The sequence below is a fragment of the Thermoflavimicrobium dichotomicum genome (assembly GCF_900114055.1).
GTDB lineage: Bacteria > Bacillota > Bacilli > Thermoactinomycetales > Thermoactinomycetaceae > Thermoflavimicrobium > Thermoflavimicrobium dichotomicum.
On sequence record NZ_FORR01000008.1, the window covers coordinates 78,919 to 102,372 of the forward strand.

At 42.8% G+C, this 23,454-nt stretch carries 27 protein-coding genes and 2 other annotated features; of the genes, 26 read left to right on the forward strand and 1 reads right to left on the reverse strand.

Annotated elements, in window-relative coordinates; translation table 11 throughout:
• Positions 1–13 precede the first annotated feature (13 nt).
• The 7 genes from BMZ78_RS09700 (at position 14) to pssA (ending at position 8,162) form a co-directional block, all read left to right on the forward strand.
• Positions 14–487, forward strand: coding sequence for a CtsR family transcriptional regulator (locus BMZ78_RS09700; RefSeq protein ID WP_093229911.1), 474 nt, complete (start codon positions 14–16; stop codon positions 485–487).
• A gap of 6 nt (positions 488–493) precedes the next feature.
• Positions 494–1,015: a protein-arginine kinase activator protein McsA gene (mcsA, locus tag BMZ78_RS09705; protein ID WP_093229913.1), complete on the forward strand. Its 522-nt coding sequence runs from the start codon at positions 494–496 to the stop codon at positions 1,013–1,015.
• Between the two features lie 13 nt (positions 1,016–1,028).
• Positions 1,029–2,111 (forward strand): protein-arginine kinase McsB, encoded by a 1,083-nt coding sequence (gene mcsB / locus BMZ78_RS09710; protein WP_093229914.1) that lies wholly within the window; start codon positions 1,029–1,031, stop codon positions 2,109–2,111.
• A 12-nt stretch (positions 2,112–2,123) separates the two neighbouring features.
• Positions 2,124–4,562 (forward strand): ATP-dependent Clp protease ATP-binding subunit, encoded by a 2,439-nt coding sequence (locus BMZ78_RS09715; protein ID WP_093229916.1) that lies wholly within the window; start codon positions 2,124–2,126, stop codon positions 4,560–4,562.
• Between the two features lie 362 nt (positions 4,563–4,924).
• The gene (gene radA / locus BMZ78_RS09720; RefSeq protein WP_093229917.1) at positions 4,925–6,298 is read left to right on the forward strand and encodes a DNA repair protein RadA; all 1,374 of its coding nucleotides are present in this window, start codon (positions 4,925–4,927) and stop codon (positions 6,296–6,298) included.
• 22 nt (positions 6,299–6,320) lie between these two features.
• Positions 6,321–7,370 carry a DNA integrity scanning diadenylate cyclase DisA gene (disA, locus tag BMZ78_RS09725; RefSeq protein WP_093230043.1) on the forward strand — a complete coding sequence of 350 codons (1,050 nt, stop codon included), beginning with the start codon at positions 6,321–6,323 and terminating at the stop codon, positions 7,368–7,370.
• Between the two features lie 111 nt (positions 7,371–7,481).
• Positions 7,482–8,162, forward strand: coding sequence for a CDP-diacylglycerol--serine O-phosphatidyltransferase (gene pssA, locus BMZ78_RS09730; protein ID WP_093229919.1), 681 nt, complete (start codon positions 7,482–7,484; stop codon positions 8,160–8,162).
• Positions 8,163–8,413: 251 nt separating this feature from the next.
• Here the strand turns inward: pssA and BMZ78_RS09735 are convergent, their stop codons facing one another.
• A complete protein-coding gene (locus tag BMZ78_RS09735) occupies positions 8,414–8,812 on the reverse strand; it encodes a nucleoside triphosphate pyrophosphohydrolase family protein (RefSeq protein WP_093229920.1) in 399 nt (132 codons plus the stop codon).
• A gap of 255 nt (positions 8,813–9,067) precedes the next feature.
• Between BMZ78_RS09735 and BMZ78_RS09740 the strand changes: the two genes are divergently transcribed.
• The 19 genes from BMZ78_RS09740 to BMZ78_RS09830 all read left to right on the forward strand — a co-directional run bounded on the left by BMZ78_RS09740 (position 9,068) and on the right by BMZ78_RS09830 (position 23,247).
• Positions 9,068–9,556, forward strand: a complete 489-nt coding sequence (locus tag BMZ78_RS09740) for a CarD family transcriptional regulator (RefSeq protein WP_245739809.1) — start codon at positions 9,068–9,070, stop codon at positions 9,554–9,556.
• Between the two features lie 97 nt (positions 9,557–9,653).
• Positions 9,654–10,760, forward strand: coding sequence for a PIN/TRAM domain-containing protein (locus tag BMZ78_RS09745; RefSeq protein WP_093229923.1), 1,107 nt, complete (start codon positions 9,654–9,656; stop codon positions 10,758–10,760).
• Between the two features lie 65 nt (positions 10,761–10,825).
• Entirely contained in the window at positions 10,826–11,515 is a 690-nt protein-coding gene (ispD, locus tag BMZ78_RS09750; protein ID WP_281244554.1) for a 2-C-methyl-D-erythritol 4-phosphate cytidylyltransferase, read from the forward strand.
• Positions 11,512–11,988 carry a 2-C-methyl-D-erythritol 2,4-cyclodiphosphate synthase gene (gene ispF / locus BMZ78_RS09755; RefSeq protein WP_093229925.1) on the forward strand — a complete coding sequence of 159 codons (477 nt, stop codon included), beginning with the start codon at positions 11,512–11,514 and terminating at the stop codon, positions 11,986–11,988. Before ispD ends, ispF begins: the two co-directional genes overlap by 4 nt.
• A gap of 153 nt (positions 11,989–12,141) precedes the next feature.
• Positions 12,142–13,605 (forward strand): glutamate--tRNA ligase, encoded by a 1,464-nt coding sequence (gene gltX, locus BMZ78_RS09760; RefSeq protein ID WP_093229926.1) that lies wholly within the window; start codon positions 12,142–12,144, stop codon positions 13,603–13,605.
• Positions 13,606–13,698: 93 nt separating this feature from the next.
• Positions 13,699–13,929, forward strand: a binding site (T-box leader).
• 49 nt (positions 13,930–13,978) lie between these two features.
• Positions 13,979–14,713, forward strand: a complete 735-nt coding sequence (gene epsC, locus BMZ78_RS09765) for a serine O-acetyltransferase EpsC (RefSeq protein ID WP_281244555.1) — start codon at positions 13,979–13,981, stop codon at positions 14,711–14,713.
• Positions 14,676–16,076, forward strand: a complete 1,401-nt coding sequence (gene cysS / locus BMZ78_RS09770; RefSeq protein WP_093229928.1) for a cysteine--tRNA ligase — start codon at positions 14,676–14,678, stop codon at positions 16,074–16,076. The genes epsC and cysS overlap by 38 nt, the downstream gene beginning before the upstream one ends.
• Positions 16,073–16,486 (forward strand): Mini-ribonuclease 3, encoded by a 414-nt coding sequence (locus tag BMZ78_RS09775; RefSeq protein ID WP_093229929.1) that lies wholly within the window; start codon positions 16,073–16,075, stop codon positions 16,484–16,486. The genes cysS and BMZ78_RS09775 overlap by 4 nt, the downstream gene beginning before the upstream one ends.
• Before the next feature lie 4 nt (positions 16,487–16,490).
• A complete protein-coding gene (rlmB, locus tag BMZ78_RS09780; RefSeq protein WP_093229931.1) occupies positions 16,491–17,234 on the forward strand; it encodes a 23S rRNA (guanosine(2251)-2'-O)-methyltransferase RlmB in 744 nt (247 codons plus the stop codon).
• A complete protein-coding gene (locus BMZ78_RS09785) occupies positions 17,227–17,757 on the forward strand; it encodes an NYN domain-containing protein (protein WP_093229932.1) in 531 nt (176 codons plus the stop codon). The genes rlmB and BMZ78_RS09785 overlap by 8 nt, the downstream gene beginning before the upstream one ends.
• A gap of 82 nt (positions 17,758–17,839) precedes the next feature.
• Positions 17,840–18,505 carry an RNA polymerase sporulation sigma factor SigH gene (sigH, locus tag BMZ78_RS09790; RefSeq protein WP_175482395.1) on the forward strand — a complete coding sequence of 222 codons (666 nt, stop codon included), beginning with the start codon at positions 17,840–17,842 and terminating at the stop codon, positions 18,503–18,505.
• Positions 18,506–18,793: 288 nt separating this feature from the next.
• Positions 18,794–18,943: a 50S ribosomal protein L33 gene (gene rpmG, locus BMZ78_RS09795; RefSeq protein ID WP_093229934.1), complete on the forward strand. Its 150-nt coding sequence runs from the start codon at positions 18,794–18,796 to the stop codon at positions 18,941–18,943.
• A 35-nt stretch (positions 18,944–18,978) separates the two neighbouring features.
• Positions 18,979–19,212, forward strand: a complete 234-nt coding sequence (gene secE / locus BMZ78_RS09800) for a preprotein translocase subunit SecE (protein ID WP_093229935.1) — start codon at positions 18,979–18,981, stop codon at positions 19,210–19,212.
• Positions 19,213–19,269: 57 nt separating this feature from the next.
• The gene (nusG, locus tag BMZ78_RS09805; protein ID WP_093229937.1) at positions 19,270–19,803 is read left to right on the forward strand and encodes a transcription termination/antitermination protein NusG; all 534 of its coding nucleotides are present in this window, start codon (positions 19,270–19,272) and stop codon (positions 19,801–19,803) included.
• A 142-nt stretch (positions 19,804–19,945) separates the two neighbouring features.
• Positions 19,946–20,371 (forward strand): 50S ribosomal protein L11, encoded by a 426-nt coding sequence (gene rplK / locus BMZ78_RS09810; RefSeq protein ID WP_093229939.1) that lies wholly within the window; start codon positions 19,946–19,948, stop codon positions 20,369–20,371.
• Between the two features lie 75 nt (positions 20,372–20,446).
• A complete protein-coding gene (rplA, locus tag BMZ78_RS09815) occupies positions 20,447–21,145 on the forward strand; it encodes a 50S ribosomal protein L1 (RefSeq protein ID WP_093229941.1) in 699 nt (232 codons plus the stop codon).
• A 55-nt stretch (positions 21,146–21,200) separates the two neighbouring features.
• Positions 21,201–21,321 (forward strand) — a sequence feature (ribosomal protein L10 leader region).
• Between the two features lie 234 nt (positions 21,322–21,555).
• The gene (gene rplJ / locus BMZ78_RS09820) at positions 21,556–22,068 is read left to right on the forward strand and encodes a 50S ribosomal protein L10 (RefSeq protein ID WP_093229942.1); all 513 of its coding nucleotides are present in this window, start codon (positions 21,556–21,558) and stop codon (positions 22,066–22,068) included.
• Positions 22,069–22,113: 45 nt separating this feature from the next.
• Positions 22,114–22,479 (forward strand): 50S ribosomal protein L7/L12, encoded by a 366-nt coding sequence (gene rplL, locus BMZ78_RS09825; protein WP_093229944.1) that lies wholly within the window; start codon positions 22,114–22,116, stop codon positions 22,477–22,479.
• 165 nt (positions 22,480–22,644) lie between these two features.
• A complete protein-coding gene (locus BMZ78_RS09830) occupies positions 22,645–23,247 on the forward strand; it encodes a class I SAM-dependent methyltransferase (RefSeq protein WP_093229945.1) in 603 nt (200 codons plus the stop codon).
• Positions 23,248–23,454 lie beyond the last annotated feature (207 nt).

The following is a 23,454-nucleotide window of genomic DNA, read 5'->3' on the forward strand; positions in this document are numbered from 1 at the left end:
GGAGGAATGTCCGATGAGTAGCATTTCGGACATCATTGAGCTTTATCTGAAACGAATTTTAAAAGAGAGTGATACGGGTGTAATAGAGATTAAACGAAGTGAATTGGCTGATATTTTTCAGTGTGTTCCTTCTCAGATCAATTATGTCATCAGCACTCGTTTTACCCTTGAAAAGGGATATATTGTGGAAAGCAAAAGGGGGGGCGGGGGCTTTATACGAATCAAAAAAGTCCCGCTAAAACCTCATCAGGCAAATGATTACGACAATTTGTTGGAGCAAATCGGTCACTCGATTTCACAGATGGCAGCGGAGCATATGATCAGTCGGCTCGTTGAAAACAAGTTGATGACGGAACGTGAAGCAGCATTAATGCGTCATCTCATTTCAAGAGAAACTTTACAGCTTCCCATTCCCTTTCGTGACCAACTGCGGGCACGAATGATGCGAATGATGGTCACGATTTTATTTGCTAATAAAGGAGAGTGACACCCTATGCTCTGTCCAGAATGCGGAAAACGCCCAGCAACCATTCATTACACCAAAATTATCAACGGCAATAAAACAGAGCAGTATTTATGTGAAGTATGTGCTCATGAAAAGGGAGATGTACCAACTTTTGAGAATGGTTTTTCATTCCAAAAATTATTATCGAGCTTTTTGAACTTTGAGCCATCTTTTTCCGAACATGAAAGCCGGGCAACGGTGAAGCACCAAACTTTACGTTGCCCCACCTGTGGCATGACTTATAACCAATTTGGCAAGTTTGGCCGATTTGGTTGCAGTGACTGTTACTATACATTCCGTACCCATCTGGAGCCGATGCTGAGACGTATTCATGGTCACACTACACATCGGGGCAAAATTCCGGAACGGACCAAGGGGGCTTTAAAAATCCGGCGCAAGCTTGAGCTGTTGAAAGAGGAACTGGCGCGCAAAGTTCAGGCAGAAGAATTTGAAGAGGCAGCAAAGATTCGAGATCAAATTCGCGCATTGCAAGAACAACTCGAACAGTGAGGGAGGGAGATTGATGTCACTCCAACATTTTATAAAAAATGCGATTAGTGAATGGATGCGGGTAAAAGGTCCTCAATCGGATATTGTCTTTTCAAGCAGGGTTCGGATTGCCCGGAATTTGGCCGGTCTCCCATTTCCGACATTGAGTACGTCTTCCCAGGCAGAAGAAGTTGTACGAATGGTATACGAGGCATGGCAAAAAGATTCTGATCTTCCATTCCTCAAAAAAGCTGCGTTTATTCGCATGAGTGATTTAACTCCACTGGAAAAACGGGTATTAGTAGAAAAACACCTAATCAGTCCTCAGTTAGCAGAAGAGTCTCCGCATGGTGCAGTGTTGTTAAGCCAGGATGAAGCCATTAGCATTATGATCAATGAAGAGGATCATATTCGGATTCAATGCCTCTTTCCCGGATTGCAGCTGGAAAAAGCATGGGAAATGGCAAGTCATTTGGATGATTGGCTGGAAAAACATTTTACTTTCGCTTTTGATGACCAGTGCGGATATTTGACCAGTTGCCCGACCAATCTAGGGACTGGCATTCGTGCTTCTGTCATGGTTCATTTACCGGCTTTGGCGATGATCCAACAGCTTCCACGTCTGTTGCCAGTTATTACACAAGTGGGATTAGCAGTACGTGGAATTTATGGTGAAGGAAGTGAAGCATTAGGACAGTTGTACCAGATTTCCAACCAAGTGACACTGGGGCAGTCAGAAGAGGAGATTATTGACAAGTTACAAGGAGTCGTACGGCAGATTATTGAGCATGAACTGGATGCCCGAAGAAGAATTTTGCACCAATCTGCGCTTGAACTGGAAGATCGTGTCTATCGTTCTTATGGCATCTTGGCCCATTCTCGGGTGATTGACTCGAAAGAGGCGATGCAAAGATTATCTGATGTACGTTTAGGGGTAGACTTGAATTTGATCAAAGAAGTTTCAGCCAGTGTGATGAATGAATTAATGGTCATGATTCAACCCGGTTTCTTACAGCAGTATGCAGGTCAACGTTTAGATCCTGAAGAACGGGATGTCCGTCGAGCCAAGTTGATTAGGGAAAGATTATTGATGGAAAATAATAATCCATCTGAGTGAGGTGTAAAAACGATGTTATTTGGTCGATTTACAGAGCGCGCCCAAAAAGTGTTGGCACTGGCTCAAGAAGAAGCTGTTCGGTTAGGGCATAACAGCATTGGCACAGAGCATATTTTGTTGGGTTTGGTGCGTGAAGGAGAAGGGATCGCAGCAAAAGCTTTAATTGCACTGGGACTGGGCTTGGAAAAGATCCAGAAAGAAGTGGAAACACTCATTGGCAGAGGTTCAGCGCAAACGAGTAATATTGGCTATACACCCCGAGCTAAAAAGGTGATTGAGCTTTCGATGGATGAAGCACGAAAATTGGGTCATACCTATGTGGGTACTGAACATATTCTTTTAGGGTTAATTCGCGAAGGGGAAGGAGTAGCTGCCCGGGTTTTGAACAATTTGGGAGTCAGTCTCAATAAAGCCCGACAACAAGTGTTGCAGCTTCTGGGAAGCAGTGAGTTGACAGGCGGGCATCAGGGGGCTACTGCACATGCGAATACACCTACCTTGGACAGCTTGGCTCGTGATTTGACGCAAGCAGCTCGTGATGGGAATCTCGACCCCGTTATTGGACGCAGTAAGGAAATCGAACGGGTGATTCAGGTTTTATCACGGAGAACCAAAAATAACCCTGTATTAATTGGGGAGCCTGGTGTAGGGAAAACGGCGGTTGCCGAAGGATTGGCACAACGCATTGTAGATGGAGAAATTCCAGAAACATTGCGTGGTAAACGCGTGATGACCTTAGATATGGGAACCGTTGTTGCTGGAACCAAGTATCGGGGAGAATTCGAGGATCGTCTGAAGAAAATTATGGATGAAATTCGGCAAGCCGGGAATATTATTTTATTTATTGATGAATTGCATACCTTGATCGGGGCAGGGGGCGCTGAAGGAGCCATTGATGCTTCGAATATTCTAAAACCAGCTCTTGCACGCGGTGAGCTTCAATGTATTGGAGCTACCACACTGGATGAGTATCGAAAATATATCGAAAAAGATGCAGCACTGGAACGCCGTTTTCAGCCAATTATGGTAGATGAACCTACCACTGAGGAAGCAATCCAAATCCTGGAGGGCCTAAGAGATCGTTATGAAGCCCATCATCGTGTCAAAATCACGGATGAAGCCATTGAGCAAGCAGTAAAACTGTCTGATCGTTATATTACGGATCGTTATTTACCGGATAAAGCGATCGACTTGATCGATGAGGCAGCATCCAAAGTTCGTTTGTCTTCTTACACGGTTCCACCTGAGCTTAAAAAGTTGGAGCAGGAATTGGAAGAAGTCAAAAAGGAGAAGGATGCGGCTGTACAAAGTCAAGAGTTTGAAAAAGCAGCAGCTTTAAGAGACCGCGAGCAAAAGTTGCGTGAAAAACTGGAGATTACCCGGAATCATTGGAAACAGGCACAAGGAAAAACAGATTCGGAAGTAACTGCAGAAGATATTGCACAAGTAGTTGCGAGCTGGACCGGTATTCCAGTTAATAAGCTGGCACAGGAAGAATCAGAGCGTTTGTTGAAATTGGAAAGCATTTTGCATAATCGCGTGATTGGTCAAGAAGAAGCTGTCAAGTCCGTATCTCGTGCGATTCGTCGGGCACGGGCTGGATTAAAAGATCCGAAGCGTCCCATCGGTTCATTTATCTTCCTGGGACCTACGGGTGTAGGTAAAACGGAATTGGCACGAGCCTTGGCTGAAGCCATGTTTGGTGATGAAGATGCGATGATTCGCATCGATATGTCCGAATATATGGAGAAGCATGCAACAAGCCGTTTAATTGGGTCTCCTCCCGGATATGTGGGTTATGAAGAAGGAGGACAGTTAACGGAGAAAGTACGTCGCAAACCATACTCGGTTGTATTGTTTGATGAGATTGAAAAAGCCCATCCAGAAGTCTTTAACATTCTTTTGCAAGTACTGGAGGATGGCCGCCTGACGGATGGAAAAGGACGTACTGTCGATTTCCGTAATACGATTATTATCATGACTTCCAATATCGGGGCACATGCGATTCGCAAGAATGCACGTCTGGGCTTCACACATTCTCAAACAAGTGAAGATGATTATGAGAATATGAAACGGAATGTGATGGAAGAATTAAAGAAAAACTTCCGTCCCGAGTTTTTAAATCGTATTGATGATGTGATTGTGTTCCATGCGTTAAAAGAGGAACATCTTCAAGAAATTGTTTCACTTATGGCTGAACAACTGCGCAAACGCCTCTTGGAGCAGGATATTGACTTTACCTTGACAGATGCGGCCAAAAAACATTTGGCCAAAGAGGGATTTGACCCAACGTATGGAGCAAGACCGCTAAGAAGAGCGATTCAAAAGCATATTGAAGATCGACTTTCGGAAGAATTATTACGTGGCAATATTGCACGAGGTGATCGTGTCATTATCGATGTAAAAGATAAACAACTGACAGTGGAAAAAGCAAACCATGCTCACTTGTAATCAGTAACACCGCTTCGAAAGAACGAGTAGCCTAGCACCTATTGAAAGATAGATGCTAGGTTTTTTTCTTTGACAGGTCTTGCATTGATTTTGACAAAAATAGGGCAATATAAGTTTTGTTAGAAGTCAAGTAAAAAAGAAGAAACATGCAGAAACAACCGTTTCTCTTTTCTTTTTGCCCAAGAAACAGCTTCGTCTAATTATATAATATATATAAAATAACTTTATATGAAATGGATTCCTTAACATGATTATGATCAAGTCAATCTTTTAGCATTCATTCTGAAATTTTCCTTTTTAGATGTTTTTTTATTTGTTTGATATAATTTGTCTGGAACTTTTTTTGGAATCGAGGATGAACCGTGGCGAAAATGAAAAGTAAGTTTGTATGCCAAGAATGTGGATATGAATCTCCAAAATGGATGGGTCGCTGTCCTGGGTGCCAAAGCTGGAATACCATGGTGGAAGAACGGGATGTCTCGGCTAGCAAAATGCCCATGGTAGGAATCAAGAGTAGAAGTCAGCGTGAAAAAGCGACACCGATCACAAAGGTGGGTAAACTGGAAGAACCACGTGCTGATACAGGGATTAAAGAGTTGAATCGTGTACTTGGTGGAGGTCTGGTCCCTGGCTCCTTAATTTTGGTCGGAGGCGATCCAGGGATCGGTAAGTCGACGCTTTTATTACAAGCCACTTATCAATTGGCTAAACGAGGTATGCAAGTTTTATATGTTTCTGGTGAAGAATCCATTGAGCAAATTCGTCTTCGAGCAGAGCGGTTAGGGGCTTTGCATGATAATGTAATAGTAGCATCTGAAACGGATTTGATTGCAATCGAATCATTAATTGAAGAAACGAAGCCAAAATTGGTGATCATTGATTCAATCCAAACCATGTTTCATCCAGAAGTCACCTCCGCACCGGGCTCTGTTTCGCAAGTGCGAGAGTGTACAGGGCAAATCATGCGGTTTGCGAAAGATTGGGGAGTTGCTATTATTATTGTAGGACATGTAACGAAAGCTGGAGCGATTGCAGGACCAAGAATGCTGGAACATATGGTTGATTCTGTTCTTTATTTTGAAGGTGAACGCCATCATACGTATCGAGTGCTTCGAGCTGTTAAAAACCGCTTCGGTTCAACGAACGAAATTGGTGTTTTCGAGATGAAAGAATCGGGATTGGTGGAAGTTGAAAATCCATCAGAAATGTTCTTATCAGGGAGACCCGTTGGGGTGCCTGGTACTGCTGTGGCAGCAAGTATAGAAGGAACTAGGCCTGTACTTGTGGAATTACAGGCATTAGTTGCTCCTACGACCTTTGTCACACCGAAACGCATGGCAACTGGAGTGGATCATCATCGCGTCACCATGATTATGGCTGTATTGGAGAAGCGATTGGGTTTCTTCTTGCAAAATCAGGATGCTTATCTAAATGTAGTCGGAGGCGTTCGTTTGGATGAGCCTGCAGTCGATTTAGCGATGGCAGTGAGTCTGGTTTCCAGCTTTCGGGATCAGCCGACGGAAGCACACGACCTGTTTATTGGAGAAGTGGGCTTAACAGGCGAAGTTCGTGCCGTATCTCGTGTAGAACAACGAGTCGCAGAAGCATATAATTTGGGGTTTAAGCGAGTGATTCTGCCAATAAAAAATCTTCGCGGATGGACACCGCCTAAAGAAATCGAGCTGATCGGTGTGGGGACTTTGGGAGAAGCATTAGAAGTGGCGTTAGGAGGGTAGATCTGTGAGAGATGAAGATCAAATGAGTGAAATCTTGCGCCTGACTGCTCCCGGAACCCCGCTGCGCGAAGGATTGGATAATGTATTAGGAGCGAAGACGGGCGCATTGATTGTCATCGGTTATGATGAAAGTGTTCGTGAAATTGTCGATGGTGGTTTTCATATTGATAGCCCTTTTACAGCAGCCAGTTTATATGAGTTGGCAAAAATGGATGGGGCGATTATTTTAAGTAATGACGGGAAAAGAATATTATATGCAAATGCCCAACTCGTTCCTAACTCTTCGATTCCTTCTACGGAAACAGGGATTCGCCATCGGACAGCTCAAAGGACAGCGAAACAGACCGGAAAATTGGTTGTTTCGATTTCGCAACGCCGGAATACCATCACTTTGTATAAAGGGAATACACGCTATTCTTTGCAAGATATTGGTGTCATTTTGACGAAGGCTAACCAGGCGATCCAAACCTTGGAGAAATATAAATCTGTACTCGATCAAGCGACCACAAATTTAAGTGCTTTGGAATTTGAAGAATTGGTCACATTAAGCGAAGTTGCTATGGTTTTGCAACGAATTGAAATGGTTTTGAGGATCAAACGGGAAATTCAAAGCTATATCAATGAATTGGGAACAGAAGGCCGTTTGATTCGAATGCAGTTGGAAGAATTAGTGAATGATGTAGAGGAAGAAGCATATTTACTTATTAAAGATTATGTGAATGACCTGGGTTGTCCAACACCTCATGAAGTTTTGGCCGAGCTGCAGAAATTATCAGCAGATGATTTATTGGAACATATGCACCTGGTACGGATTTTAGGTTATGTGGGCAATATAAATATCAATGAAGAATCTGTTGCGCCTCGTGGCTATCGAATTTTGAGCAAAATTCCTCGCTTACCTGCAAATATTATTCACAAATTAATTTTACGCTTTGAAACGCTACCGCGCATTATGACCGCGACCATTGAGGAACTGGATGAAGTAGAGGGAATTGGAGATGTCCGTGCCCGTGCGATTAAAGAAGGGTTGAAGCGAATTCAGGAACAGGTCTTTATTGACAGACATATCTAAATAACCTAGAATGAATGAAACTACACATATAAAAAGAAAATGGTTTTATGGGCGAAGGAGGGGGCGTTAGCCGCCTAAGCGGTACTTGATCAATTTAGGAGGTTCCCTTTTATGTTTGCGAGAGCATTACCGAGTTTTTTTACCGTTGGGAACTTATTTCTCGGTATTATAGCGATTTTATTTGCGTTTCAGGGGCACTGGGAATACGCAGCAATGATGGTCATTATCGGTATGTTATTGGATGGTTTGGACGGACGAGTAGCCCGGATGTTGAATACGCAAAGTGAATTTGGTAAAGAGTTGGACTCATTATCAGATGTTATTTCTTTTGGTGTGGCTCCTGCCGTTATTATGTATGTATCTGCCTTCAAAACGACTGGTATTGAGGGATGGATCGTTACAGCTATATTTCCGATTTGTGGGGCTCTGCGTTTAGCCCGGTTTAATGTAAATCCGGGTGAACCCGGTTATTTTATTGGTTTGCCGATTACTGCGGCAGGTGGAATTCTAGCTACACTGGCTCTTTATAATCCTTATTTACAAAATGTCTATATTTCAATGGCAGCGATGCTCTTTTTGTCGTATTTGATGATTAGCCGGATTAAATATCCAGCTTTTAAAAAACAAGATGTTCCCAAGATCGTGTATATTTTAGTTCCAATCTTCATCATTGCGTTAGCCATTTCGGCTATTCTCTATCCGAAAGAATTGCCTAAAGTCATTTGTGTTCCACTTATTTTGTATGCTTTGTATGGAATCAAAAAAACTGTTGCAAGAAAACGACGTCGATAACAATCACAGTTTTGGACATAGATGTAAACAGCAAGACAAAACAACCCAGTATCAGAGACTGCTGCAAAAACCTTTACCTATTTAAGCTGGTATTTTTGCAGTGTTCTCTATTCTGGGTTGTTTTTGTTAGGGTGGATGAAAATTTCCCGTTTTTTCAAAAACGCTTTTTCTATCGGAAAGAGGTTTCAAGTATAATGACAGTGGTTAGAAAAACACGGGATAACCCCCTGGTTTTGAGCTAGCTTTCCTTCTTATCGCAGGTTAAAAATGCCTAAAGTGGACAGTTTATTTGCTTCCTGATTGATGACATCCGTTAAGTTAATTTCTAGCAAATTGCAAAGTGCAGCAAGATAAAACAAATTTTTTCCCATTTCTGCTTTGACTATATCCAGGCAGTGATCGCATAACTCGCCAGATAAATGTGTTTTTAACTGTTTTTTCCAGAGTGAGAGAGAAGCATTTTGCGGAAAAAGCTGTCGTTCACCTTGTACTTTAATACACCCGCACTCGGTGATTGCTTTCATTAAAGCACGATTGACACGGGCATTTGATTCCTGAAATTTTGATGTCACATCTAAAAAACTACGGTGACGCAATAATAATTCTGAAACCTGTTGTTGAAAAGAAAGGACGTTATTATCCTCACTCATGGATTGCACCTCTTTTTCTAAAGAGATCATAGAAAAAAATGGATCGCATATTTTTTAGTTATATTCCTATTATATCGGCTTGGGTTCTTAAGTGTCAATTTTTTGTCAAATTAGACAAGAGTTCGACAGATAGAAAAAGTGTTGACGTATTTCGTGGTAATGTGCTAATATGTTTTTTTATTTATTGACAATATTTTTTCGTTGTGATATCTTGGAAAATAGAAATTTCCCCTGGAGGTGGCCATTTTGTTCAATGTGGGCGATAAGGTGGTTTATCCAATGTATGGAGCTGGAGTCATTGAGTCAATTGAAGAGAAAGAGATTTTAGGGGAAACACAAAAATATTATGTAATGCGTATGCCTATTGGAGATATGAAAGTGATGATTCCAGTAAACAATGTAGAAAACATTGGATTAAGAGAAGTAGTAGATCTTGGCACAGTGAAACAAGTGCTTGAACGCTTGAAAAGCAAGGAAGTCGATGAGACAACAAACTGGAACCGCCGTTATCGTACCAATATGGACAAAATGAAGAGCGGGGATATTTACGAAGTAGCCGATGTAGTCAAATCACTCATGCTCCGCGAGGGGGAAAAAGGTCTCTCTACAGGGGAAAGAAAGATGTTGGATAACGCAAGACAAATTTTGATCAGTGAGCTAGCATTAGCCAGTAATTTAAAAGAGGATCAAGCTGTTGAACTGCTAAAAGAAATTGTTCCAGTAGGAAATGGGAATGAAAAATGAGGAGAGAGGGAAAAAATTAAGGGATCAGGTTTCCGTTCCAATAGATTGTCTATAATAGTATTAGATACTGTTAAATATTGGAGGAGGTGGAGCCCCTATGCTAAAACGATTTGTGCAACTCGCTTTCATTGTGATTGGAGCATCTGCGGGCTACTATGCCGGCCCCTTGTTGTTTCAGGTGCTTCGAACATCTCCTCTAAAATTTGGTGAGGTTCCATACCCTCATCTCATTGGAGCAAGTCTTGGTGCTATACTTGCCTTTGTTGCAACACTTTGGCTAACCAACCAAGTGGTGAAGTGGATTCGATGGAGTGAAGAACGTTTAATTAAAATTCCAGCGGTAGATGGTTTGTTTGGGACATTGGGACTCATAATCGGTCTTATTATTGCTTTTCTTGTTCAACAACCTTTGTCTCTTTTGCCGATTCCAGGTATAAAGAGTGTGCTGCCTTTTATCGTTTCTGGACTCTTGGGATATCTGGGGTTCCGCGTGGGATATAAAAAACGGGATGAACTGATCTCCATTTTTACTCTAGGTCGTCAAGGGAAAGATAAAAATAGCAAGAAAGAAAATAAAGAGGTATTTGAGCATAAAATTTTGGATACCAGTGTCATTATTGATGGCCGTATTGCGGATATTTGCCGTACCGGTTTTTTGGAAGGCACTCTGGTTATTCCCAGCTTTGTCTTGGAAGAGCTTCAGCATATTGCGGATTCTTCTGATGTGTTGAAACGGAACCGTGGCCGGCGCGGTTTGGATATCTTAAACAAAATCCAAAAAGAGCTCAATGTAAAAGTACTCATTTATGAGGGCGACTTTGAGGATGTATCCGAAGTGGACAGTAAATTGGTTAAGTTGGCTAAAGTGTTATCTGGTAAGGTGGTAACTAATGACTTTAATTTAAACAAGGTTTGTGAGTTGCAAGGGGTTCAGGTTTTAAATATTAACGATTTGGCTAATGCTGTAAAACCGATTGTATTACCTGGTGAAGAAATTAATGTCCAGGTTATTAAGGATGGAAAAGAGCATGGGCAAGGTGTTGCTTATTTAGACGATGGCACGATGATTGTGATCGAAGGTGGACGTGAATATATCGGTAGTCATATTGATGTATTGGTAACCAGTGTATTGCAAACATCCGCTGGTCGAATGATTTTTGCCAAGCCCAAGCTCTTGGAGAGAGCACTACAATCTGGAACGTAAACATACGCCCGTGTGGCTTTTTAGCCGCCGGGCATTGTTGTGTATTGAAAGGGGTAAGATTTTCAGTGAAGGTTGGCGTTGTGATTCCAGCAGCTGGTCTGGGAAAGAGAATGGGTTCGAAGAAAAGCAAACAGTTTTTGATGCTTGAAAAAAAGCCGATTCTTATACATACTTTATTGGTGTTTGAAACACATCCTGCCATTGATGAGATGATTGTAGTGGCTCAAGAAAAAGAAATCGAAGAAACAAGGAAACTCATTCAAGAATATGGGATCAAAAAGGTCATAAAAGTGGTCACAGGTGGAAAAGAGCGGCAGGATAGTGTATATGAAGGTTTAAAATATATACAATCCGAGTGGGTTTTAGTTCATGATGCTGTTCGTCCTTTTGTCACTCATGAAGCGATTGACCGTTTATTGGCATCTGCCAAAATGCACGGAGCGGCTATTTTGGCAGTTCCCGTGAAAGATACGATCAAGCAAGTGGATTCTGCTGGAATTGTTGAAATGACTCCGGAACGTGAGAGGCTTTGGGCTGTCCAGACGCCTCAGGCGTTTCGACGTGAGTTGTTATGGGAAGCCTATAGCCAAGCTCAGGAGCAAGGGATTTTAGCGACAGACGATTCCATGCTTGTGGAAGAATTGGGGATCGATGTGCGGGTAGTTCAAGGAGAATACTTGAATATTAAGCTGACGACACCAGAGGATTTAATTTTGGCAGAAGCGATTTGCAAAGCGAGGAGACAAACAGAATGATGCGCATTGGACAAGGATTTGATGTACATCAATTGGTGGAAGGACGTTTACTTATTATCGGCGGAGTAGAAATCCCTTTTGATAAAGGGTTAATGGGACATTCGGATGCGGATGTTTTATTGCACGCCATTACAGATGCCATTTTGGGCGCTCTTGGTTTGGGGGATATTGGCAAGCACTTTCCTGACACTGATCCAGCCTATAAGGATGCGGATAGTGCGAAGTTGCTTGCTGATGTTTGGGATCTTGCCAAAGATCGTGGATTTTACCTTGGGAATGTTGATGCAACGATCATTGCGCAAAAGCCTAAAATGGCTCCTTATATCCCACAAATGATCAAGCGGATTGCAAATATATTGGGGGCAGATGAAAGCCAGGTAAATGTGAAAGCAACAACCACCGAGAATATGGGCTTTACTGGAAGAGGAGAAGGGATAGCAGCGATGGCTGTTGTTTGTTTGTATCAGAAATAAAACGTTAAAGCGAAATAAGGAAGCTTCAGGTATAATGAAAATCAAAGAAAACGAAAGATGGAGGAAATATCATCTTTTTCATGATCGAAGCATGAGGGAGTTTTGCAGATTACTTCAACCAGATGAACTTATGGAAAGGGAGTCAGACGAAGAATGGCAAAAGTTCGTACGCGTTACGCACCGAGCCCAACAGGACATTTACATATTGGGAATGCTCGTACAGCTTTGTTTAGTTATTTGTTTGCCCGTAAAAATGGCGGTGATTTCATTATACGTATTGAAGATACAGATACAGAACGCAACGTGCCAGGCGGAGAATACAGCCAGATGGCTGGTTTGAAGTGGCTGGGGCTTGATTGGGATGAGTCGATTGATAAAGGCGGTCCCTATGGTCCGTATCGTTGTATGGAGCGATTGGATATTTACAAAAAGTATGTGGACAAGTTGTTGGCTGAAGGAAAAGCGTATAAGAGCTATAGCACGCCTGAGGAACTGGAAAAAGAGCGTCAAGAACAGTTAGCACGCGGTCAGGCACCAAAATATAGCGGATGGGATCGGGATCTGACCCCAGAACAGCAAGCAAAGCTCGAAGCAGAGGGCAGAGTGCCAAGTATCCGTTTTCGTGTACCAGAAGGACGGATTATTTCCTTTGAAGATGCTGTTCGCGGAGAAGTAAAATTTGAATCGGATGGGATTGGCGATTTTGTCATCATGCGTCCGGATGGACGTCCTACCTATAATTTTGCCTGTGTAATCGACGATGCCCTGATGGAAATTACGCATGTCATTCGTGGAGAAGAACATATTTCAAATACACCTCGACAAATTCTCATTTATGAGGCATTGGGCTTCCAGCCCCCCCAGTTTGCTCATATTCCACTGATTTTGAACCAAGAGGGAAAAAAGATGAGCAAACGGGATGAATCGATTGTTCAATTTATCGATCAGTATAAGGAGTTAGGCTATTTGCCGGAATCACTTGTCAATTTTATGGCTTTGTTGGGATGGGCTCCTGAGGGAGAAGAGGAGATTTTTACCCTGGAGGAACTGTGTCAAATTTTCTCACTGGAGCGTATATCTAAAGCACCAGCGATTTTTGATACCGGAAAATTGAAATGGATGAACAACCACTATATCAAAAAAGCTTCACTGGAGCGAATTGTAGATTTGGCGATCCCTTATTTTGAACAAGCTGGCCTGATTACTTTACCGTTGTCTGAAGAGAAAAAGAACTGGATCACCCGTGTGGTGGCTCTTTATCAGGAACAACTGGATCAAGTTTCAAGCATTGTAGAGCTATCTGAAATCTTTTTCCGCCAGGAAGTCGAGTACTCTGAAGAAGGAAAGCAAGTGCTTGCCGAGGAACATGTTCCTGCTGTACTTGGCTCGTTCCTTGCCAAGTTGGAGGAAGTGGAAGAATTTAACCCCGATCAGATTAAAACGGTGTTTAAAAAAGTTCAGAAAGAAACAGGATATAAAGGTAAACAGCTCTTTATGCCTATCCGCGTGGCAGTAACCGGTGAAGTTCATGGTCCTGATTTGAGAGAGACCTTGTCATTGATTGGTTTGGAAACCGTTAAACAACGCTTGCAGAAGTTGGTTGACAACAAAGAATAACTTATTAGAAAATAATATAAAATTTAATGGTTAGGTATTGGTAAACTTCAAAATGGGAATATGTTGTTGGGTATTATTTGATAATTGGATATGCTACGAGTGATGACTGGGAGAGTAGAATCTGGCTGGAATTCCAGAGAGAAGCTGTTTGGTGGGAATGCTTCATTCCACCAGGTTTGAAATGCACCCAGGAACTGACATCTGAACCAGCTGCAAATCAGCTGCAGTAGGATGATCCGACTTCCGTCGTTATCGGACTTGAGTGGAATTCTACTTCAGTAGAGTTCAAACAGAGTGGAACCGCGGAGTAAAACCGTCTCTGTAGCCTAGCCTACAGAGACTTTTTTATTGATGAGGAGGGGTGAAGCGAACGATGGGGTTTTGGAGCAAATTAAAAGAAATACGAGAGCTTTTAAAATCAGATATTCAAGCTGTATTTGATCGGGATCCGGCGGCCAGAAGCACTTTGGAAGTGGTTTTGACTTACTCGGGATTACATGCTCTTTGGGCGCACCGGATCGCACACTTCTTTTATCGACATCGGCTGTTTTTGGTTGCTCGGATCATTTCCCAACTCAGCCGCTTCTTTACAGGAATTGAAATTCACCCTGGAGCGAAAATCGGTAAAGGTTTATTTATTGATCATGGCATGGGGGTAGTCATTGGGGAAACATGTGAAATTGGCGATTATGTGACAATTTACCAGGGCGTAACGCTTGGAGGAACAGGAAAAGAAAAAGGGAAACGCCATCCTACCATCGAAGATCATGTACTCATTTCATCTGGAGCAAAAGTGTTGGGCTCGATCCGGGTGGGCAGGTGTGCTAAAATTGGTGCCGGTTCTGTTGTATTGAAGGAAGTGCCACCGAATTCTACAGTGGTAGGAGTTCCTGGTCGTGTTGTTGTTCAAGATGGTGTTCGTGTACAAACAGACTTGGATCATGTTAATTTGCCAGACCCAGTAGCTGAAATGTTTCGTTCGATGCAAGATGAAATAGCCAAATTGAAGACAGAATTGGCATCACTTAAAGAAAAAGTGGATTCAAAGGATCAAGGAGGAGCTAAGAAACATGACAGTCCTGCTTTACAATACGATGACTCGAAGTAAAGAAAAATTGGAACCCATTCATCCGGGAAAGATAAAAATGTATGTGTGTGGACCTACAGTGTATAATTACATTCATATCGGGAATGCTCGTGTATTTGTGTTTTTTGATGTAGTACGCCGGTATCTTCGTCATCTGGGGTATCAAGTTACGTATGTACAAAACTTTACGGATGTCGATGATCGATTGATTCAAGCATCGATCGAAACAGGGCGTTCCGTGCCAGAGATTGCAGAACAGTACATCGAAGCTTATTTTGCTGATATGGATGCTCTAAGAGTGGAGCGAGCAGATGTTCACCCTCGTGCAACAGAGCATATCCCAGAGATGATTGAGGCGGTACAGGATCTAATCGCCAAAGGATATGCTTATGAAAAGAATGGCGATGTATACTATCGCTCCCTTCATAAAAAGGATTATGGTAAGTTATCCCATCAGTCGCTCGACGAACTGAAGGCAGGCGCTCGGATTGAGCTGAATGAACGAAAGGAACATCCGCTTGATTTTGCCTTGTGGAAAGCTGCCAAACCAGGCGAGATTAGCTGGGATAGTCCCTGGGGGCCTGGACGCCCGGGTTGGCATCTGGAATGCTCTGTAATGGCCCGGAAATATCTGGGGGATACTCTGGATATTCATGCTGGTGGAGTCGATCTTTGCTTTCCGCATCATGAAAATGAGATTGCCCAGAGTGAAGCCTGGACGGGAAAAACGTTTGTTCGATATTGGTTGCATAATGGTTTTATCAATATAGATAACGAAAAGATGTCGAAGTCATTAGGAAATATCGTGAAGGTAGTTGAGTTACGTCAACAATATTCTCCATCGGCCATCCGTTATTTTCTGCTGTCTTCTCACTATCGCCATCCAATCAATTTTAATGCTGAAGTCATGCGTCAGGCAGAAAGCAGTGTGGAACGGATCGAAACAGCTGTAACCAATTTGAAGCATCGAAAACAGACAGCATTGGAAGGGACCGCACCCGAGGAACTGATCAGTGAATTAAATGGCTTGGCTGATCGTTTTGTTGCTGAAATGAATGATGACTTTAATACGGCAAATGCGATCAGTGTCTTGTTTGATGCTGTTCGTCTGGCAAATGAATGGGTAGCTCGTCCAGTTATCACCAAAGGGGCGGTTGATGCGATCTTAGACTGGATGAAACGATATGCTGAAGATATTTTGGGCTTGGTCGAGCTAGAAAAACAAGAAAGCCTTGATGCGGAAGTAGAAGCCTTAATCGCTGAGCGACAACAAGCAAGAAAAGAGCGGAACTTTCAACGGGCAGATGAAATTCGTGATTATTTAGCATCGAAGGGGATTATTTTGGAAGATACACCACAAGGGGTTCGGTGGAGAAGAAAATGATCCAGCCCCTTCTCTTTTCTCTGCCCAAATCCCCTCAAGAGATGAATCCATTGGTTCTGGCTTATATAGGGGATGCTGTTTATGAAGTATATGTCCGTCAGTTTTTGATTGCTCAAGGTATTTCACATCCGCAAAACTTGCAAAAAGAAGCAACAAAGTATGTCTCAGCTGGTGCGCAAGCAGATATTGTTTATCGCATTAAAAATGAGTTAGCCCCTGATGAATTAGCGATATTAAAACGAGGTAGAAATGCAAAGTCAGGTAGTATACCCAAAAACGCTAAAGTTTCAGACTATCGGTATAGTACAGGTTTAGAGGCGTTGATTGGCTTTTTATACCTCTCGGGTAATTATGCTCGTTTGCAAGAATTGATGCAGATGATTTTGCAGAAAGTGGATGAAGAGGTGTAGTAGGATGGGAACAGAATGGATTATTGGTCGACATGCAGTAAACGAGGCGCTTCGTGCAGGAAGAACGATTGACAAGATTTTGCTTGCTAAAGGGGTGCAAACAAAAAGTATACAAGCCATTTTGGAGCAGGTTCAGAAAGCGAAAATCCCTTATCAATGGGTTCCGCGTTCGAAACTTGATCAATTATCCGAAGGTGGAAACCATCAGGGTGTAATGGCTCAAGTTGCTGCATATCGTTATGCTTCGATCGAGGAGTGTTTTTCACGGGCTGAAGAAAAGGGAGAAGCCCCTTTTTTCCTGTTGTTGGATGGCATTGAAGATCCACATAACCTGGGGTCCATTTTGCGTACAGCAGATGCGACAGGTGTTCATGGAGTCATTATTCCAAAAAGAAGGGCAGTAGGATTGACTTCCACGGTTGCCAAAACGTCGGCAGGAGCCATTGAATACGTACCAATGGTTCGGGTAACCAACTTGAATCGAACTGTAGAAGAATTGAAAGAACAAGGGGTCTGGATCGTTGGCAGTGATGGAAGCGCAGAACAAACATACGATCAAGTCGATTATCAGATGCCTGTTGCACTTGTCATCGGCAATGAAGGACAAGGGATTAGCCAGTTGTTAAAGAAAAAATGCGACTTCCTTGTTCGACTGCCTATGCGCGGTCGCATATCATCCCTGAATGCGTCTGTTGCAGCAGGGATTTTGATGTATGAAGTGATGCGCGGCAGGATGAGCCATGATTAGACAGGAAGAATGGCTCATTGTCGATGGATATAATGTCATCGGTACAGACCAGAAAGCGCGCTGGAATCCGACATATTTGGAAGAAGAGCGTTTACGGTTAATTCGTGATTTATCCGAATATCAGGCGGTAACGGGAAGAAGGGTTATTCTGGTATTTGATGCCCATCAAACCCCAGGAAAAGAAGTGGTGGAAGAACATGAGAAAATAACCGTTCTGTATACACGATATGGCGAGACAGCCGATGAACTGATTGAACGTTTTGTCAAGCAATCCAAAAGCCCTCATCGTCGGATATTTGTCGCTACCTCCGATTATTTGGAACAACGCATGATTTTTGGACAAGGGGCTTATCGGATCTCTTCGCGTGAGCTTTTACAGGAAATTCGATTAGCTAAGCAGAAATTGAGTAATAGTTTGCGAAAAAAGGGGAATATGAATATTACTTCCGCGAGAAATTCCCTGGAGGAGAGGTTATCTGATGAAATTCGAAACAAATTGGAAAAATGGAGAAGGAAAAATTAGGAGAAAATTTGACGTTTTTGTTGCAGGTCAGCTATAATAGCATAAATCGGGTTTCTATGCTTACTTAGTCGGAGGGATAGCGGTGAGTGTAGATCTACAATCCAGCGAAGCGATCAATTATGACAAATTGGTAGATTATAAGTCATTACCCGACGAAGAGCTGGTAAAAGAAGTACGTTATGGCGATGATGAAGCGTTGGAATACTTGATTAATAAGTACAAAAATTTTGTCAAAGCAAAAGCGCGATCTTATTTTTTGATCGGTGCGGATCATGAAGATATTGTACAGGAAGGTATGATTGGCTTATATAAAGCGATTCGGGATTTCCGCGGGGATAAACTCTCATCTTTCAAGGCTTTTGCTGAATTATGTATAACCCGTCAAATTATCACAGCGATCAAAACCGCTACCCGGCAAAAGCATATACCGCTAAATTCATATGTATCGTTGGACAAGCCAGCATATGACGAAGATTCAGACCGCACATTGATGGATAAGATCCCCGGCAGCCGGTTAAATCCCGAAGAAATTTATATTACACAAGAGGAGTATCATGACATTGAAGATAAGATATCCCAGATTTTAAGTGATTTAGAACGAAAGGTTTTAATGCTATATTTAGATGGACGCTCCTATCAGGAGATTGCGGTAGATTTAAATCGACATGTGAAGTCGATAGATAATGCACTTCAGCGGGTAAAGCGCAAGTTAGAGCGTTACCTTGAAGTGCGTGAAATTTCACTTTAGACAGAACATATTCCAAAATAATAAAAGCAGGTACCGTGTTTGGTAGTACCTGCTTTTATTATTCGACAAAAAGTTACATATTCCTTTTTTATTTGTGCGCCTTTATGAGTTTTTTCGATAAAATTTGTACAATCTCTTTGGTGCGGTTTAATTGGTCTTGTGACATGTCCATACTGTAAAACAAGAAGAATGAGCACATTGACAGAAAAAGCACGGTATGATAATGTAATTTGGGTATTTTATATATTATTTATAGAGCGGTTATCTTGTTTTAAGGAGGTGCCAACCATGCGGGTATCAGTTACCATGCAATGTACAGAATGCCGTAACCGCAACTATACAACCACCAAAAATAAACGGAAGCATCCAGACCGTATGGAACTCCGTAAATATTGTCCTCGTTGCAACGCGCATACCGTGCATCGCGAAACAAAATAAGGATTTCGCGCTTTTTAGAAGATGGGGGTGACAGCATGGCATCTATTTTAAGTAGTATAGGCCGGGGACTGAAAAGAAGTGTAACCGGTACAACAGGCTTCTTTCGCGGCAGTGTTCAAGAGTTAAAAAAAGTGCGCTGGCCGAGCAAGAAAGAGATGGTTAGCTACACCTTTGTGGTCCTGATCACTTGTTTTCTTCTCACGCTCTTCTTCTTTATCATCGATTTAGGAATCGCTGAATTGGTTAAGCTGATTACTAAAACCAAATAGGTGGAAGGGCGTCGATATCTATGCCATGAAGGGGGGAAAGGGTAAGGCCCTGAGCTTATGGAAAAGCAATGGTATGTTGTTCATACGTATTCTGGCTATGAAAATAAAGTGAAGGCCAACCTGGAGAAACGGGTTCACTCCATGGATATGCAAGATAAAATCTTTCGTGTGCTTGTTCCAATGGAAGAAGAGGTCGAGCACAAGGAAGGTAAAAAGAAAACAGTCATGCGCAAAGTCTTTCCAGGGTATGTACTAGTGGAAATGATCATGACGGATGACTCGTGGTATGTTGTACGGAACACACCGGGTGTAACCGGATTTGTCGGTTCATCTGGGGCTGGTTCAAAACCGACCCCCCTTCGGCCGGAAGAAGCACACGCCATTCTGCATCAAATGGGCCTCGAAGAGCCGCGGACTTCCGTTGACTTTGCCGTGGGTGACAATGTAAAAGTCAAAGAAGGCCCGTTTGCCAATTTTGTAGGTGTGATCGAAGAAGTGGATTTAAGTCGTTCCAAGCTGAAAGTGCTTGTGAATATATTTGGGCGTGAGACGCCTGTGGAGCTTGACTTTTTCCAGGTAGAAAAAATTTAAAGAAGCCTTTCGTTTTCGGCTATGTTGTGGTAAATTAAATACTGTTTGTTTGTTGTACCCCTGTCTTCGGGGCAGACGCTTTGTCGTTGCCGTGGGAGGGTCAAACCCGAGAAAACCACATTTTTGAAGGAGGTAGATTTGCATGGCCAAAAAAGTGATTAAAGTGGTCAAGCTGCAAATCCCCGCTGGTAAAGCAAATCCGGCACCGCCTGTAGGTCCGGCTCTTGGTCAAGCTGGGGTAAACATCATGGGCTTTTGTAAAGAATTTAATGCCCGTACTGCAGATCAAGCTGGGTTAATCATTCCAGTTGAAATTACTGTTTTTGAAGATCGTTCGTTCACTTTCATCACCAAAACTCCACCAGCTGCAGTTCTCTTGAAAAAAGCAGCAGGTATTGAATCTGGTTCTGGTGAACCAAACAAATCGAAAGTTGGAACGGTTACACGGGATAAAATTCGTGAAATTGCTGAGCTCAAAATGCCCGATCTCAATGCAGCGAGCGTAGAAGCAGCAATGCGGATGATCGAAGGTACAGCTCGTAGCATGGGGATCGTAATCAAAGACTAAGCCTGGATACTCTGCCACGGGTAGTCAAGGCTTGTGGGAGGATCTTCCGTTACGACCACGAAAGGAGGAAATACAGTGGCTAAACATGGTAAAAAATATCTAGAGGCGCTAGGTAAAGTGGATCGTGAAAAACAATACGATCCAAAAGAAGCGTTAGAACTGGTAAAGAGCATTTCCACTGCGAAATTCGATGAAACCGTTGAAGTGGCATTCCGTCTCGGAATCGACACCAAACGTGCTGATCAACAAGTAAGAGGTGCAGTTGTACTTCCGCACGGAACTGGTAAAACCAAGCGTGTACTTGTTTTTGCCAAAGGGGAAAAAGCGAAAGAAGCAGAACAAGCAGGTGCTGACTTTGTAGGGGACGAAGATCTGATCAACAAAGTAAGCCAAGGCTGGCTTGACTTTGATGTGGTGGTAGCTACCCCTGATATGATGGGGCAGGTAGGTCGCCTGGGTCGGATTCTTGGTCCAAAAGGTCTTATGCCAAACCCAAAGACGGGTACAGTTACCTTTGAAGTAGCAAAAGCTGTACAGGAAATTAAAGCAGGTAAAATTGAGTATCGTGCAGATAAAGCTGGAAACGTTCATGCTGCAATCGGTAAGGTTTCTTTTGATGTTGAGAAACTGGCTGAAAACCTACAGGTACTGGCTGAAGCACTCATCAAAGCCAAGCCAGCTGCAGCAAAGGGTACCTATATGAAGAGCTGCACGGTTTCTTCGACCATGGGTCCTGGTGTATCTGTTAACGTTGCTCGTTTAACCGGTCGTTAATTTTTGACAAACGCTTGACATTCATTGAAACATTCGATATCCTTAACGCTGATTGAAAATGGAATAGTAGCTACCGTAGACAGTAGGTGCGAGAGAATCGCTTAATATCCTACCGAGGTGTTTGAAGTGTTTTCTTGAGGCCTTCGACTGTCTACGAGGGCTTTTTTTAATGCTTGCGAGCGAGAAAACTCCATAGCTTTAGTTATGGAGATGAGAGCGAGTGTCAAACTAGGCTGAAAAGCGAAAACCAAGCAGTAGGGCTAGTTTGAAAAATATCTTTTTACACCGCTGGACTGGCGGGTTGAGCTTGGTTCATTTCTCTTCAATAGAAGGGATTACCCAAGAATCCCCTACGTTTACGCATGGGGAAGTGGTCAATTTTGAAAAGCTCCTTATGAGGAGGTGTACCCATGTCCAAAGCGCTAGAGCTGAAAAAACAAAAAGTAGCTGAGATTGTTGAGAAGCTGTCGAACAGCAAAAGCACCATTGTGACTGACTATCGCGGTCTGACAGTGCAAGAAACCAATGAACTTCGTAAACAGTTGCGTGAAGCAGGGGTAGAGTTCTATGTATTGAAAAATACATTGACCCGTCGAGCAACTGCAGAAGTTGGTTTGACTGAGTTGGATCAATACTTAACTGGACCAACCGCGATTGCATTCAGCAATGAAGATGTAGTGGCGCCAGCGAAAGTGCTCTATAAATTTTCGAAGGATCATGAAGCGCTGGAAATTAAAGGTGGAGTGGTAGAAGGTAAGGTAGTCGGCTTTGACGAAATCAAGGCGCTGGCTGATCTACCATCCCGCGAAGGACTCTTGTCCATGTTGCTTAGCGTACTGCAAGCGCCAATCCGCAACTTTGCTCTTGCTGTTAAAGCAGTGGCCGATAAAAATGGAGATGGCGCTCAAGCTCAAGAAGCTTAATTTCATATAACAGGAAAATGAATGAATATAAGGAGGTAACCTTTCATGACGAAAGAACAAATCATTGAAGCGATTAAAGGTATGAGCGTTCTTGAATTAAACGATCTGGTAAAAGCAATCGAAGAAGAGTTTGGTGTAACTGCTGCTGCACCAGTTGCTGTAGTACAAGGTGGCGGAGATGGAGCTGCTGCTGAAGAAAAAACCGAATTCGATGTAATCCTGGCAAACGCTGGTGCTTCCAAAATCAACGTTATCAAAGTTGTTCGTTCTATCACTGGTCTTGGTCTCAAAGAAGCAAAAGCGCTTGTTGATGGTGCTCCAAGCCCAATCAAAGAAGGCGTGTCCAAAGAAGAAGCAGAAAAAATCAAAGCAGAACTCGAAGAAGCCGGTGCTACTGTAGAACTGAAGTAAGGAATTCCGGCCTGACCCGCCGTCATTGGTCGGCGGGTCGATTTGTTCTTTTAGCCGAGATGTTCCCGTTAAACAAAGTGAACGAGGAATGGATCGGCTTATGATTTGTTAAGGAAAACTTCTTAAGCCCTGTAGGAGCTGGAATGGATTAGGAGATTGCTGCTCATGCATGAACATTACTATTCTTCCAAACCCACTGCAAAAAGTGAAGAACGTGAGATTCAAGCCAAACTGCTGGACCAGTCATTGGTATTTTATACTGATCGAGGTGTTTTCTCGAAAAAAGGGGTCGACTTTGGCAGCCGCTTGTTGATCGAAACGGTTTCGATTGAACATGAAAGAGTCATTCTTGATTTGGGCTGTGGCTATGGACCGATCGGAATTGCGATGGCCAAAGCTTATCCACAACTTTCTGTAGTGATGCTGGATATAAATGAACGAGCGGTGGAACTCGCGAAAAAAAATGTTGTGCGAAATCAGGTCAGCAATCGAATAGAGTTATTGGTAAGCGACGGTTTTTTCGCAGTCTCTGAACGTAGATTTGATGCGATATTATTCAATCCACCCATTCGTATCGGAAAATCGGCTGTATATGCTTTATTTGCACAATCAAGAGAGCATCTTGAATCAGGTGGAAAATTGTGGGTTGTCATTCGTAAGCAGCAAGGAGCCGCATCAGCAAAAGCAGAGCTCGAACGGATATTTGACCAGGTTGATGTGGTAGAGCAGAAAAAAGGGTACTGGATTATTCGAGCGGCAGTTCGTTGACATGTTCTATTCTATATGCTAATGTAATAAATTGCAGATAGTGTATCTGGACGAGCTTAACCATTTTGACTGGAGGACCTCTGCTTTCCTCTTGTTTAATTATGTCAATAATTGGTTAAGATAGGTAAATAAGCTACTTCTAGGTGAAAAATGAGGTTTCATGCCCATTTTCTTTTTTTAGGCACAAACGCCTTGCAAGCGTCATGC

Bases quoted from the DNA above. Each gene is read 5' to 3' on its own strand.
- BMZ78_RS09700 (WP_093229911.1), top strand. From the start codon at position 14: ATGAGTAGCATTTCGGACATCATTGAGCTTTATCTGAAACGAATTTTA.
- mcsA (WP_093229913.1), top strand. From the start codon at position 494: ATGCTCTGTCCAGAATGCGGAAAACGCCCAGCAACCATTCATTACACC.
- mcsB (WP_093229914.1), top strand. From the start codon at position 1,029: ATGTCACTCCAACATTTTATAAAAAATGCGATTAGTGAATGGATGCGG.
- BMZ78_RS09715 (WP_093229916.1), top strand. From the start codon at position 2,124: ATGTTATTTGGTCGATTTACAGAGCGCGCCCAAAAAGTGTTGGCACTG.
- disA (WP_093230043.1), top strand. From the start codon at position 6,321: ATGAGTGAAATCTTGCGCCTGACTGCTCCCGGAACCCCGCTGCGCGAA.
- pssA (WP_093229919.1), top strand. From the start codon at position 7,482: ATGTTTGCGAGAGCATTACCGAGTTTTTTTACCGTTGGGAACTTATTT.
- BMZ78_RS09735 (WP_093229920.1), bottom strand. From the start codon at position 8,812: ATGAGTGAGGATAATAACGTCCTTTCTTTTCAACAACAGGTTTCAGAA.
- BMZ78_RS09745 (WP_093229923.1), top strand. From the start codon at position 9,654: ATGCTAAAACGATTTGTGCAACTCGCTTTCATTGTGATTGGAGCATCT.
- ispF (WP_093229925.1), top strand. From the start codon at position 11,512: ATGATGCGCATTGGACAAGGATTTGATGTACATCAATTGGTGGAAGGA.
- gltX (WP_093229926.1), top strand. From the start codon at position 12,142: ATGGCAAAAGTTCGTACGCGTTACGCACCGAGCCCAACAGGACATTTA.
- epsC (WP_281244555.1), top strand. From the start codon at position 13,979: ATGGGGTTTTGGAGCAAATTAAAAGAAATACGAGAGCTTTTAAAATCA.
- cysS (WP_093229928.1), top strand. From the start codon at position 14,676: ATGACAGTCCTGCTTTACAATACGATGACTCGAAGTAAAGAAAAATTG.
- BMZ78_RS09775 (WP_093229929.1), top strand. From the start codon at position 16,073: ATGATCCAGCCCCTTCTCTTTTCTCTGCCCAAATCCCCTCAAGAGATG.
- rlmB (WP_093229931.1), top strand. From the start codon at position 16,491: ATGGGAACAGAATGGATTATTGGTCGACATGCAGTAAACGAGGCGCTT.
- BMZ78_RS09785 (WP_093229932.1), top strand. From the start codon at position 17,227: ATGATTAGACAGGAAGAATGGCTCATTGTCGATGGATATAATGTCATC.
- rpmG (WP_093229934.1), top strand. From the start codon at position 18,794: ATGCGGGTATCAGTTACCATGCAATGTACAGAATGCCGTAACCGCAAC.
- secE (WP_093229935.1), top strand. From the start codon at position 18,979: ATGGCATCTATTTTAAGTAGTATAGGCCGGGGACTGAAAAGAAGTGTA.
- nusG (WP_093229937.1), top strand. From the start codon at position 19,270: ATGGAAAAGCAATGGTATGTTGTTCATACGTATTCTGGCTATGAAAAT.
- rplK (WP_093229939.1), top strand. From the start codon at position 19,946: ATGGCCAAAAAAGTGATTAAAGTGGTCAAGCTGCAAATCCCCGCTGGT.
- rplJ (WP_093229942.1), top strand. From the start codon at position 21,556: ATGTCCAAAGCGCTAGAGCTGAAAAAACAAAAAGTAGCTGAGATTGTT.
- rplL (WP_093229944.1), top strand. From the start codon at position 22,114: ATGACGAAAGAACAAATCATTGAAGCGATTAAAGGTATGAGCGTTCTT.
- BMZ78_RS09830 (WP_093229945.1), top strand. From the start codon at position 22,645: ATGCATGAACATTACTATTCTTCCAAACCCACTGCAAAAAGTGAAGAA.